The organism is Thermostichus sp. OS-CIW-26, assembly GCF_054058395.1.
Window position 1 is genome coordinate 126,624 of record NZ_JBSSAG010000002.1, and the last position, 12,153, is coordinate 138,776.

Below are 12,153 nucleotides of genomic sequence, written 5' to 3' on the forward strand. Positions count from 1 at the left end.
CGGCCCTCAGCCTACCCTCCCAGTGGTCTTGCCGTCATCTCTGTCCTGCGCCAGGTCAGGCACTTGCCCTGCCGACCGGGTCGGCCTGTGCATACCCTCATTTCCCAGAAAGCATTTCGAGCAAGGTTTTGGCGGCATTGTGTCCTGAGAGCCAAGCCCCCTCTACGCGCCCTCCGGCGCACCAATCGCCAGCACAAACCAAAGGCAATCCCTCAGCAGCGGAAACCGGCACACGGGTGCTTAAGCTGGCCAATCCCGTGGTTTCCAAAGGCAAAGCGTAGCGCCAACGGTGCACCTGCATCCATTGTGGCGAAGCCAACCAGGGATCCAGCCGTTGGGCTGCGTGGGCCAGCAATTCTCGACCGGCCTTTTCCAGCTCAGAGGGGCCGGCCTCCAAGTACAGAGATGACCACTCCGCCCCCCCATGCAAGACCACCACAGGCGGGAGCGGCTGCAGGCGCTTGCTGCTGTCCAGTCCCAGCCAGGCCAACATCGGATCCTCCAAGCACTTGATCCCCTTCCAAGGCGGCGTATGCTCAGAGTAGCCCGCCAAAACCGCAAGGCAGGGTTGATACTGGGCGGATTCCAGCAGAGGCAACAGGTTTTCAGCCGAAGGGATCCCTTCCCGGAGCAGGGGCAGCAACTGGGGGGCCGGAATTGTCGCCACCAGGGCAGCAGCCTCGTAGCATTGGCCGTTCTCCGCCCTCAATTGCCAGCTTGTTGCCAAAGGTTTGAGGCTGACCACACGAGTTTGGGTGTGTACCGACAGCGGGGCAGCCAAGTGTTTGGCCAGCATTGTCATGCCCTGGGGGCAGACATAGCGCGGTTTTTCATCGTTGGGATCCTCTGGGCGCAGCCCTTCTCGATCCAGCACATGCAGCGAGCGCGTCCATTCCGCCAGCAGCCCCAGGCCCAGCAGCTCCTTCACCCAGCGATAAAAGCCATCCGAATCGGCAGTCAGGTATTGAGCCCCATGATCCACTGGCACCGTTTGCCCAGCGTGCTCAACTCGACGGGTGGCCATGCGCCCGCCCAAGCCCGCCGATTTTTCCAGCACCAGAACCCGCAGCCCCGCCCGCAGCAGTTGCCTTGCACACACCAAACCGGCCACTCCCGCCCCGATGACAATCACATCGGCGGATGTTGAGCGGGCTCCCTCGGAAGGGGTTACCGCTGCCTGGGTTGCTTCGCCTAGCATACTGAGCCTGCCAGCTGTGACCGGATCCGCACGTTCAGCTCCCGCCTCTGCCGAAGGGGTTGTTGCCCCTCTCTCCGAAGAGCTTGGCTTCTCCCTTGATGGCAGCCTTGATGATGTTGTAGGCAGCCCAGGCAACCACCAAAACAATGGGCGACAGAACGATCAGCGGACGGAGATCAATGTCCATGGTTTTCATCCCCCCCTAACATAGATTGATTTACCGACTGCTTGGAACAAGAGCCTCCAGGGTTGGCCACCGCCAGAATCCCGATGGGGTGAAACCGTTTTCGACTCTGGATCCCGCATAAGCTGAGGTGCAACTCTGGAAAGATGGCTAAGTCCAGAATAAACCCAAATGGGGATCCCTACCGGCTAGACTTTGCCCCATCTGGGCTGCCAAGGCGGGAGCCAACAGGCCCACACTGAGAATCGCGTCCAGAACTAGCGCACCCACCAGGGATGTGCAATCGACCCCGATCAACCGCTAACTGCCGCCAAAGCCAGCAACCGAGCCAGTTTGATATTGCTGCCCATGAGAGGATCCCTGTTTTGGGGAGTTCCCCGGAGCCCATCTTGGCGCCCCTCTGCCTTTCCGAGGGTTTCTAAGCTGTTTCTAGACCATTTCTAGACTGCGGTGTTCAGTCTAGGGTGAGATGCCTGGGCCATTGAGGAAAGCCTTTGGCCGAGTGCATTACTGTTCCGCAACGCCGACGCGACCAACGTTTTAGGTGTGGGTGCAGTGTCCTAGTTTGAATCGAGATGACCATCATGACTGTGCGCTAGAAAGGGTTGTCTCTCGGCTCTCTTTCAGTTGCTGTAGATTTTGCCCAGGGCAGCCGGCGGACGAGTGCGGCGGGTGCGGCTCAGCACTCCCGATAGAACCCCCATCGTCAACACAAAGGGCAACGCCTGGATCAACACGGGCGGCATCACATCTCCCCCTTGCAGTTGAATGGCCAGGGCGTCGGTGGCCCCAAACAACAGCGTCGCGCCCAGGATCCCGAAGGGGTGCCACTTGCCAAAGATCATCGCTGCCAAGGCGATAAGGCCCTTTCCTGCTGACATGTTGCGGACAAACTGGTTCAAAAAGCCAATGGAAAGGTAGGCCCCCGCCAGGTCCTCCAACAGGCCGGAGAGCAGCACCGCCGCGTAGCGCATACCCAGGACATCCACCCCCATGGTGGCAGCAGCCTGAGGATGCTCTCCCACCGCTCGCAGCCGCAAGCCCCAGGGTGTTTTGAACAGCAACCACCAGGAGATTGGCACCAACAGAAAGGCCAGATACACCAAGGGGCTAAACCCATGCCACAGCGGCAGCCGATTGACAATTTCTTGAGAGTTGGTGGTGTTGCCGTAGAACGATTGCAGCACCAGCGAAGGCACGCTCATGGCCAACAGGTTGATGGCAGTGCCGCTGACAATTTGATCGGCTCTGTAGCGGATGCACATCAGCGCATGCACAAAGGCAATGGCCACCCCCCCTAAGGCGCCGGCCAACAAACCCACCCAAGGGATCCAACCCACCTGAGCTGCTGGAGTCTGGGCCAGAAGGGAAGCTTCCAGGCGTTGGGTGGTTACCGCCGCCGCCAAAGCCCCAAACAAGATGATCCCCTCCAGGGCAATATTGACCACGCCGCTGCGTTCGGAGTACATGCCCCCCAAGGCCGTGAGCAACAGAGGGGTAGTGGAGCGCAGGGTAGCCGGGATCAAAGCCCAAAACAGAGTTGCCATATTGCTCCGCAGCGCCAGCACAAACGAGATCTCCGCTCAGAGGTACTCAAGTTGAGCGTTCATCGCAGTCCATTTCCACCTGGGCTGCCTGCAAGGGATCCGTGAAATAGCCGGGCAACAGGCCGCCTGCAGCAATGAAAAGGTGTAGGTGATCAAGTCCACTTTGGTGCTCAGCTTTACAAAAAAAGGCGAATCGGGCGAGGAGCCTAAGCCGGGCCGCAGCAACCCCACCACCACCGCCCCTGCTGCCACCGCCGCCCCCAAGGCAGTCAGGGGGACGATGATCTGCCGCCGCCGCACCAAAAAAGCTTTTCCTCCCGGCAACTGCAGCCGCCCCAGCAGCAACAGCAGCAGGGCATAGGCAAAGCTGGCATAGCCAGCCAAAGAAGGGCTGAACCGCCGCAACGGCAACCGAGCCGGCGGGATCCCTTCCGCCAGGGCCGCCCCATTCACCGCCCCCACTGCCCCATAAAACCAGAGCAAGCCCAGCCCAAATAGAACCAGACCGACCACTCCCAAGCTGTACAGCCAGCGGGCCCGCACTTGCCGCTCCTTGATCCCCAGAGCCAGACATGACAACAGCGCCAACAGCACCCAGGCCCAGCTCAACCCTGGGATCCAACCCACCGCCAAAGTCTCCGGGATTCCCAACTGCTGCGGGTCGATGAGGCCAAAGGTTCCCGCCAGCACCCCTGCTCCGCCGAACTCCCGCCTCAGCATCCACTCAGCATCCACTAAGGGCAGAGCAAAAACAGCAAAACGGCGCTCAGATTGGTCAGCAACAGCAGCATGGGCAGAGATTCAGCAAAACCAAAGGGAATAATCCGAAAAGATAGCAGCCAGCCCTCTTCTCAGCTCCTCAGCTCAAGACACTTCTCACGGGAAAGTGCTCCGCACCGCCGTCGCGAACGAGGCCAGTTGGATCCGTTCTGGCCTCAGGTCTCGAATCAAAGTAGTGCGCAGAGGTGCTGGGATCAAAATCGCGTGTGAGCAAATCTGCCAAAGCTGCCTGCTGCTCTGGCGTAAGCCGCCGCAGATAAAAATCCAACTGCCGGCTCACCGTGCCATTGTGAGCAAACTGGGCCAGATCCTCCACGGGCAAGGAGAACTCAATCAAACAAAGGCGGCAGAAACACCCCCAAGCGCTCTGCACCCCCCATCTGGCCCAGACCGAAGAAAACTGTCCCCAATCCCAGAGCCAAGGCCAACAGTCTCCGTGGCCAGTTCATGCCTAGAGTACTCCCTTCGAACTGGGGATCCCTTCTTGTCGGCGGGGATCCCGTTCTACGGCCATGCGCAGGGCGCGGGCAAACGCCTTAAAACTGGCCTCGACAATATGGTGGGCGTTGAGGCCGGCAGCCTGGCGAATGTGCAAAGTGAGCTGGGCGTGGTTGACCACCGCCTGATAAAACTCCCGCACCAACTGGGTTTCGTAGCGGCCAATGCGCTCTGTGGGCAGCTCCAGGCCATAGCTGAGGTGAGGGCGACCCGAAAAATCCAGCACCACCTGCACCAGGGCTTCATCCAAAGGCGCCCAAAAATGGCCGAAGCGATGAATGCCCCGCCGATCCTGCAAAGCCTGCGCCAGAGCCTGTCCCAGCGTGATGCCCACATCTTCGTTGGTGTGGTGATCGTCGATGTGCAGATCCCCTATGGCCTTGATCTGCAGGTCGATCAGCCCGTGGGTGCTGAGCTGGGCCAGCATGTGATCCAAAAAGGGGATCCCAGTATCGATCTCATGGCGCCCGCTGCCATCCAGGTTCAGATGAATTTGGACATCCGTTTCTCCAGTGCGACGGTGAACAAGGGCAGTTCTGGGGTGGAGCAGGCGCGAGGAGTCGAGGGCAGTCATGGGAAAAGTATCGAAGCAGGCGGGAAGTCCCAGCTCTAGGATCGCACAAGCCCGCCGCCATCGACACCTTCACCCATGCAGCAGGTGAGAATCCCTTCTCTGCCGGGGATCCTGATCCCAGCCCCCTGGACACGGGGATAGGTGTGACAGGGATCCCCTACAGGCAAGCCGGTGGGGCCGATCCTCTGCGCCCTCACCCCTTGGGAGAGGGGAGCTAGCAGGTTCAGCGGGATTTGAAATAGCCTATAAGACAGCTTCTCCCGAAATCGCTGTAGATTGCTGAAGGAAATTGTTGAAAAGGGGGTTGCCGTTTGCAAGATTGGCAGCAGATTCAGCGCGCCCTCAAGCAACACTGGGGTTACGAGAGGCTGCGCCCACCCCAGGATCAGGTGATCCGCGCTCTGCTGGACAAGCGCGACGCGCTGGTGGTGTTGCCGACGGGGTTTGGCAAATCCCTGTGCTTTCAGCTAGTAGCCCTGCTGCAAACAGGGGTGACGCTGGTGGTCTCGCCCCTGATCGCCCTGATGGAAGACCAAGTTCAGGATCTCTGGAAACGCAAGCTGCCGGCGGCCTGTCTCCACAGCGAACTGGATCCGGCCCTGCGCAAGCGGGTGTTGAAGGCCCTTGAGGAAAACCGACTGCGCCTGCTCTATTTGGGGCCGGAGACTCTATTCAGCCCCCCCGTTTGGCAACGGCTGCAACAGCCTCAGGTGCACATCAACGGCCTGATCGTGGATGAGGCCCACACGTTGGTGCATTGGGGGGGATCCTTCCGGCCCGACTACCGCCGTCTGGGATTGCTGCGCCCGGCTCTGGCCCCGGTGAAGCCCTCCTTTCCCATTGCCGCTTTTACCGCCACGGCTGACCCCCAAACCTGCAGCCGCCTCAGCCAAATCCTAGAGCTGCGGGATCCGGAGTGCATTCGCGCCGATCCCCTGCGGGCCAATATCTCCCTCAATGTCGCGATAGCCTGGAGCCCGGCGGATCGTCGTCGCCGTCTGCTGCGATTCCTGGGCGAGAATCCCGGGTCGGGTCTGGTGTATGTGCGCACCCGGCGGGATGGGGAAGAGCTGGCCGAGTGGCTGGGCCGACAGAACTTGAAAACCGCCACCTATCACGGGGGGCTGGAAGCGCGATCCCGCCGCCGGCTAGAACGATCCTGGCTGCAGGGGGAACTGCGCTTTCTGGTCTGCACCAACGCCTTCGGCATGGGGATCAACAAGCCGGATGTGCGTTGGGTGCTGCATTTTCATCCCCCGCCCAGCTTGATGGATTATTTGCAAGAGGTGGGACGAGGCGGTCGGGATGGTGGCCCTTGTCGGGCCCTGATGCTGGTCTCGGAGCCGACGGGCCTGCTGGATCCCAGCGATCGCCGGCGCCAAGCCTATTTCTATTCCCAGCAGGAGCGCCTTCAGGCCCGAGCACGCCACCTGCTGCAAACCTTGCCTCAGCAGGGATCCTACGCCGACCTGCCGCCTGGAGAGGTACGGGTGGCCCTGGGTCTATTGCAGGAGATGGGCTGCCTGCACTGGCCGGATCCCTTTCACTTTCAGGTGTTGCACCGCCGTTGGCAGCCTTTAAGACGAGAGGATCCCTGGCAAGGGATGGAAGCCCTCATCCACGCCCGCGGCTGTCGGTGGCAGGCGATCTTGCCCTATTTTGGCTACCCTGGGGAGCAGCCCGGCCTGCCCTGTGGCACCTGTGACCGTTGTCGGCTTTCTCGTTAGCCCTCAACAGCCCGCTGCGAGCCGCAACCGGCAGGAGTGGCTATCATGATCTGCGTTTCTGCAAAGGGAGCAGTTCCCCTTGCTGACGAACTTTCGGCTGTGCCTATGAGTGTTTCCGGATCTCCGCTCGAGGAACTTGACCGACCCTTGTCCCTAGCCCGGCAGGTGGCGCAACTGTTGGTGGTGCCGGTCTCGGCCCGTCTGGGATCCCAGTCTCCTCCCCGAGAGATCCTCAAACGGCTTATCCAGGAGGTGGGGATCGGGGGCATCTGGCTCACGGATGGCCACGTGGCCGAGGCCCTGCTGCTGATCGAGGAGGCCCAGTCTTGGGCGGCTCTGCCCCTTTTGGTGGCAGCCGAGGTCGGGCGGGGGCTGGCCCTGCAGGGGGCGACCCCTTTCCCCCATCCTCTAGGGTTGAGCCGCCTGGGGGTGGAAGCCGAGCGCTGGGCCGAGCAGTGGGGGCGGATCACGGCGCGGGAGGCGGCAGCCATCGGCATCAATTGGCTGCTCAGCCCGGTGGCAGAGCCGCTGGGGGAAGGGGCGCTGGCGGAGGATCCCCTGTCTGCTTTGCAACTGGCGCGAGCTTTTGTGCGCGGATGTGAGCAAGCCACCCCGGGCAGCACAGGCGGGATCCTAACCACAGCCAGCTCTTTTCCGGGCAAAGGCTGGAGGGATCCGGTTCAGGCCGGACTGAAGCCATCCCCAAAGACAACAGACACCCCCTGGTGCCCCCGATTAACCCTGACCCTAGCCCAGCTCCAAGAGGGACCTTGGCTGCCTTTTCGAGGTTTGGTGGAGCAGGTGGGGGCGATCTTGGTTTCCCACGTGGTGCTGCCGGAGTGGGATGAGCGCTGGCCTATCACCCTGCTGCCGGGGCGGCTGACCCAACTGCTGCGCCAGGAATGGGGGTTTGGTGGGCTTATCGTCGTGGATAGCCTCGATCAAGGCTTTCTGGCAGAGCTGGCCGTTCGCGTTAGCGGGACGGAGTCCTTTCCCAACTCATTGGCCGTGCGGGCTTTCCAGGCCGGTGCCGATCTGATTCTGACCCCCCCCGATCCGATGGCATCCTTGGCAGCCGTTTTGGAAGCGGTGCAACAGGGATCCCTCAGCACAGACCAGCTTGCCCAGTCGGTGACGCGGGTGCTGCGGGCCAAACAGCGACTCCTACCCGCCGCCTCAGCTCTCCTCCAACAGGTGTGGCCGGCCTTGGCGGAAACCGACTTCAGCGCCCTTGGCGGATGGATGGGGGCCAGGGATCCCACGGATCCGGCCCTCAACCGTGGCTCTCCCGCCGAGCAACTGAAGCCTTTGCTGCTGGGGGATCCCATCCCCAAGGACTCGGCGTTGGGAAAGTTGTTCAACAGGCGCTCCAGCCTGCCCTCTGCTCTGCACAGAGCCGCACAGCTGGGATCCCTCTTGGCCGAGAAGGATATCGCCCCCTGTCAAGCGGCTATGGCCCGCGGTGGCGTGGAAGGAGGCCGGCCCCTCAGCCCGCCCGCAGAGCCCGGATGGTTGAACTGGATCTGGCAGGATCCCCCCTTGGGTGCTGCCGATGTGCAGTTGCAGTCTCCCGCCCTCCATGTTCCGGCTGCCCTGGGCATGCTTCCTGTGCTCAGCGATGCCCTTACCCCCCTGCCTTGGTTGGAAGCCGCTCTAGACAACGCCCCAGGGTTGATTTTCCAAGGTTTCCTTGGGAATCCCTTGCCCAACTATGTGCTGGATTGGCTGCAACAGCATCGGGAGCGGGTGGCAGCCGTCGTCATTTATGGTAATTTATCTCTCTACCGTCGCCTGCGGGCGCACTTTCCATGGGCCAATGCCATCCACAGCCTCAACCGGGATCCCTGGGCCCAAGCGGAGGTGATGGGGCGGCTCTTTCCCAACCGTTCCCCCTCAGAGGGATCAAAGTCTCACGTGGCCCAGCCAACCATTAAGAAAAAGTAAATACCTTTACAGATTATTGGCAGGGAAAGGCTCCTGAGTTATCGTGTTGGTTGAAATGTAAAAGATTGAAACGGTTTCTCTCAGCGTTGTCTGTGTCTCCCTCCCTCTCAGAGACCACTCAATCCCGCAGCAGCCAGTCATCAACTGGCAGTTGCGTCGGCTTTGAGCAAAAGCGACTTCAGCCTTCATCCCAACAGCGTTTACAACCCTTCCTCAAATCCTTGCAGCGATTTTTTACAAGTGTCTGGGCTCAGAAAACTCGGCTGGGTCTTGCCCTCCTCGGCCTAGGGCTGGCGATATTGACCTGGGCTTGGCTAAGTGCTGAGGCTCGTCTGGATCCCTACACGGAAGCCGTCCTCAGCTTACAGGGGCAGGTTAGCCATGGTGCATCCTTGTTTGCCCTCAACTGTGCAGCCTGCCACGGAGAAGAAGCGGATGGGCGAGTGGGGCCCAGTCTGCGGGGGGTGAGCAGCCGCCGCTCGGATCGGTTTATTATTCAGCAGGTGACCGGTGGCAAAACGCCTCCCATGCCCCAGTTCCAGCCGGATCCTCAGGAGATGGCAGATCTGCTCAGCTACTTGAAAACCCTCTGAGGCCGTTTCATGGGCCTGGCCCAGCAGCTTGCTTGCTATGCTCTCTGGCTGGCCGCCGTATTTGCTTTTGCGGAATGGCTGCGCTCCCGGCAGGTGGACGGGGAATGGGTGCGCAAGGCCATTCACATTGGTGTGGGCAATATCATTTTGTTGGCTTGGGCTTTGCAAGTGCCTCGCTGGCTAGGGGTGGGATTCTCTCTGGTGTTTGCCGGCTTGGCGCTGCTCTCCTACCGGGTGGCCATCTTGCCCAGCTTGAATGGAGTCGGTCGCCGCAGCTTTGGCACCTGTTTCTACGCCGTCAGCATTGGCCTGCTGCTGTTTTGGTTTTGGCGTCCCCAGCGACAGGTCTTCGCGGTGATCGGCATATTGGTGATGACGTGGGCCGACGCCTTGGCAGGGTTGGTGGGCAAAACTTGGGGCCAACACCCCTACCAACTGGGATCCATTCAAAAAAGCTGGGAGGGATCCCTGACCATGTGGGCGGTGAGCAGCTTGGTGATCGCAGCTCTGCTGCTGGGGTACTTTGGCTTCTCTCTCCCTTTGCTCGGAGTGAGCCTTTTGGTGGGAGGGATGGCTATGGGGCTGGAGGTGTTCTCTTGGTGGGGGTTGGATAACCTGACCGTGCCCCTGGCCAGTGCCGGCCTCTGTTTCGTCTTGATCCAGATTCTCAATTATTTGTAACGCTTGCTACGGAACGTTCCTCTCCGGTTCCCGGCGGTATAGTGTGGAAACAGCCCTTGCTTCTCTTCGCCATGGCTGCAAGTCCTGCGCTGGCCTCTTCTGCCCCTCCCTCTCCCGCCCATATCTGTCCCCTTGCCCAGGCCTGCAGCTACCTAGATTGGGCAGCTGGCGAGCTGAAACTGGATCCCGGCTGGGTGGCGATCCTCAGCTAGAAATTGCAGGAGCCCCACACTGTACCCGTAGGGTCGGTGTCGGGAGGAATGCTATAATAATAATGCGGGCACCAGAAACGGTTGTTTAAGGCACTGGTAACGGTCGATTGGGGGTGCTGTAAACCACCCCAGAGGCTCGTGGTTGGCTTGCTAACTGCAGGGCTACTAAAAGCCCGCTCCGTACCGCCTAGCGGTTGGTGTCGGGTAGTTTACGACCTGGAAATGTGCCCTTATGGGCATTCCCTACGGTGGGGCCAAAGGGGGGATCCCTATCGATCCGAGGCGTTATTCGGTCTCGGAGCTGGAGCGCATTACCCGCCGTTATACCAGCGAGCTGATCAAGGATATCGGCCCTGCAGAGGACATTCCCGCTCCAGACATGGGAACTTCTGCCCGTGAGATGGCCTGGGTGATGGATACCTAGTTCTATGAATGTCGGGCATGCGGTGCCGGGAGTGGTGACGGGCAAACCTCTCTCGAGTGGGGGATCCCGAGGGCGAGAACTGGCCACCGGACGGGGGGTGATGATCACGGTACGGGAAGCCTTGGCCCGACATGGTGGATCCCTGGCAGGGGCAACGGTGTTGATCCAAGGCTTTGGCAATGTGGGCGGGGCAGCGGCCAGCTTGCTGCATCAGGCAGGAGCCAAAATTGTGGCGGTTTCCGGCAGTTCTGGGGGCCTTTATAACCCCAAAGGACTGGATATCCCCGCCCTCAAAGCCCACATGAAGGAACAGGGAGGCCGCATGGCGGGCTTTCCGCAAGCTGAGCCCATTAGCAATGCCGACCTGCTGGTGCAAAAAGCGGATGTGTTGATCCCTGCTGCTCTAGAGAACCAAATTACCGAAGCCAATGCCCACCAAATTCAAGCCCGGATCGTGGCAGAAGCTGCCAACGGGCCAACCACTCTCGCCGCCGACCGGATTTTGGAATCGCGAGGGATCCAGGTATTGCCGGATATCCTAACCAATGCCGGTGGGGTAGTGGTGAGCTATCTGGAGTGGGTGCAGGGACTCTCTTACGTCTTCTGGGATGAAGAGCGAGTTTATCAAGAAATGGAAGGTCTGATGGTACGTGCCTTTGAACGGGTGGTGCAGGAGGCAGAACGGCGGCAAGTGTCGCTGCGACTGGCTGCCTACACCCTGGGGGTAGGCCGAGTGGCCCAAGCCCTACAGGATCGCGGCCTTTACCCGTAGACCGGGAACTCTTGGCTCAACAAGCCCACTTGCCAGGGTTCGGCTGCCCAAACTCTGCTGGAGGTAGTCCTTTTCTCAAGCCCGACGGCGTTCTTGCTCTTCCTGCTGCTGCCATTGCTTGAGCAGCTCTTTTGCCGCCTGTGGGGTAAAGTAGTCCAGCTCCATCAGCTTACGGTAGGTCAGAATTTGCCGCATCTCCAGGGGCATGTCTGCTTTTTGGTAGAAGTAGCGAATGCGATTGATGTTTTGCTCCATTTCGGTAAACTCTTGCTCCCGCTTGATCTGCCTTTCCTGCTTGAGCACTTCATGGGGAGCGGACAGGCGGCTGTAGTTGGGGATCCGTTGCGTGCCTGTGGTTTTGCTGGCAGCAGGCAGACGGTGGCCTCCGGTTTGTCGGCTGTTGGCCTTGTTGGAGTTGAAGAAGAAAGAGAGCATCGGCAAACCTCACACAAACAGATAAACGGCGGCAGCTTAACGCCAAGTCAACAATATCAAGTTTAGGTGAAGAAGCCTGTGATCCAGATCCTTCTTGGAAAAACCCGTACTTCCGGCGCGGCGCTGTATCTCTCTGCTTTTCCCACCCCCGCGGATGGTCAAGGAAAAGCTGGGGTTTGGCCTCAAGCCAATCTATTCATGAGTCCAGCCTACCGTGTTTACACGGAAAATGACTGAGATCACGTCCGAGAGTACAAGGCATTTAAGTATCTTCACGTCCTTTTGTTCGGGATCCCTGTATCGGATGTACTTTCCCGCAGGCCGCTACAGGTGGGATTCATCTCCGCTCAGCAGCCAAGTGACCGATACCCCCAACGCCTTGGCAAAGGCCACCAGTTCCTTGTCGATGACGCGCCGTTTTCCCTTTTCCACCTGGCCAATCTTGACGTAGTCCAACTGCACACCGTACTTGGCCAAGCGACCCGCCAGTTGATCTTGGGTGAGTTGCAGCTTCTCCCGTACCCAGCGCACCCGTTCCCCAATCAAGTTGGCCGATGGATGGTGCCGGTCGTTAGACTCCATAG

At 60.1% G+C, this 12,153-nt stretch carries 12 protein-coding genes and 2 pseudogenes; 6 read left to right on the top strand and 8 right to left on the bottom strand.

The features are described from left to right. Positions 1-97: 97 nt before the first annotated feature. The 6 genes from ACVW0C_RS01585 to hisB form a co-directional block, all read right to left on the bottom strand. Complete coding sequence (locus ACVW0C_RS01585; RefSeq protein ID WP_457384120.1) at positions 98-1,198, bottom strand: NAD(P)/FAD-dependent oxidoreductase; 1,101 nt, start codon at positions 1,196-1,198, stop codon at positions 98-100. 34 nt (positions 1,199-1,232) lie between these two features. Then, the gene (locus ACVW0C_RS01590) at positions 1,233-1,385 is read right to left on the bottom strand and encodes a photosystem II protein Y (RefSeq protein WP_414330801.1); all 153 of its coding nucleotides are present in this window, start codon (positions 1,383-1,385) and stop codon (positions 1,233-1,235) included. A gap of 620 nt (positions 1,386-2,005) precedes the next feature. Then, positions 2,006-2,929, bottom strand: a complete 924-nt coding sequence (locus ACVW0C_RS01595; protein ID WP_457384121.1) for an ABC transporter permease — start codon at positions 2,927-2,929, stop codon at positions 2,006-2,008. A gap of 36 nt (positions 2,930-2,965) precedes the next feature. Beyond that, positions 2,966-3,649, bottom strand: a complete 684-nt coding sequence (locus tag ACVW0C_RS01600) for a hypothetical protein (protein ID WP_457384122.1) — start codon at positions 3,647-3,649, stop codon at positions 2,966-2,968. 139 nt (positions 3,650-3,788) lie between these two features. Continuing rightward, positions 3,789-4,025, bottom strand: a complete 237-nt coding sequence (locus ACVW0C_RS01605) for an alpha/beta hydrolase (RefSeq protein WP_457384163.1) — start codon at positions 4,023-4,025, stop codon at positions 3,789-3,791. 135 nt (positions 4,026-4,160) lie between these two features. Next, on the bottom strand, positions 4,161-4,781 hold the full coding sequence (hisB, locus tag ACVW0C_RS01610; protein ID WP_457384123.1) for an imidazoleglycerol-phosphate dehydratase HisB: 621 nt from the start codon (positions 4,779-4,781) through the stop codon (positions 4,161-4,163). Between the two features lie 311 nt (positions 4,782-5,092). On the opposite strand from hisB, the gene ACVW0C_RS01615 reads away from it, so the two are divergent. From ACVW0C_RS01615 to ACVW0C_RS01640, 6 genes and pseudogenes are all read left to right on the top strand, one after another. Continuing rightward, positions 5,093-6,508: a RecQ family ATP-dependent DNA helicase gene (locus tag ACVW0C_RS01615; protein ID WP_457384124.1), complete on the top strand. Its 1,416-nt coding sequence runs from the start codon at positions 5,093-5,095 to the stop codon at positions 6,506-6,508. Between the two features lie 147 nt (positions 6,509-6,655). Beyond that, complete coding sequence (locus tag ACVW0C_RS01620; RefSeq protein WP_457384125.1) at positions 6,656-8,452, top strand: glycoside hydrolase family 3 N-terminal domain-containing protein; 1,797 nt, start codon at positions 6,656-6,658, stop codon at positions 8,450-8,452. A gap of 263 nt (positions 8,453-8,715) precedes the next feature. Further along, positions 8,716-9,045 (top strand): c-type cytochrome, encoded by a 330-nt coding sequence (locus ACVW0C_RS01625; protein ID WP_049749615.1) that lies wholly within the window; start codon positions 8,716-8,718, stop codon positions 9,043-9,045. Between the two features lie 9 nt (positions 9,046-9,054). Continuing rightward, entirely contained in the window at positions 9,055-9,726 is a 672-nt protein-coding gene (locus ACVW0C_RS01630) for a diacylglycerol/polyprenol kinase family protein (protein WP_414407111.1), read from the top strand. Positions 9,727-9,797: 71 nt separating this feature from the next. Further along, positions 9,798-9,939: pseudogene (locus ACVW0C_RS01635) on the top strand (glutamate dehydrogenase); the annotation flags it as partial. Between the two features lie 210 nt (positions 9,940-10,149). Next, positions 10,150-11,134 (top strand): annotated as a pseudogene (locus tag ACVW0C_RS01640) (Glu/Leu/Phe/Val family dehydrogenase); the annotation flags it as partial. A 75-nt stretch (positions 11,135-11,209) separates the two neighbouring features. Here the strand turns inward: ACVW0C_RS01640 and ACVW0C_RS01645 are convergent. Together ACVW0C_RS01645 and ACVW0C_RS01650 are read right to left on the bottom strand one after the other, a co-directional pair. Then, positions 11,210-11,569: a hypothetical protein gene (locus tag ACVW0C_RS01645; RefSeq protein ID WP_414351532.1), complete on the bottom strand. Its 360-nt coding sequence runs from the start codon at positions 11,567-11,569 to the stop codon at positions 11,210-11,212. Positions 11,570-11,893: 324 nt separating this feature from the next. Continuing rightward, on the bottom strand, positions 11,894-12,151 hold the full coding sequence (locus ACVW0C_RS01650; RefSeq protein ID WP_041436246.1) for a helix-turn-helix domain-containing protein: 258 nt from the start codon (positions 12,149-12,151) through the stop codon (positions 11,894-11,896). Positions 12,152-12,153 lie beyond the last annotated feature (2 nt).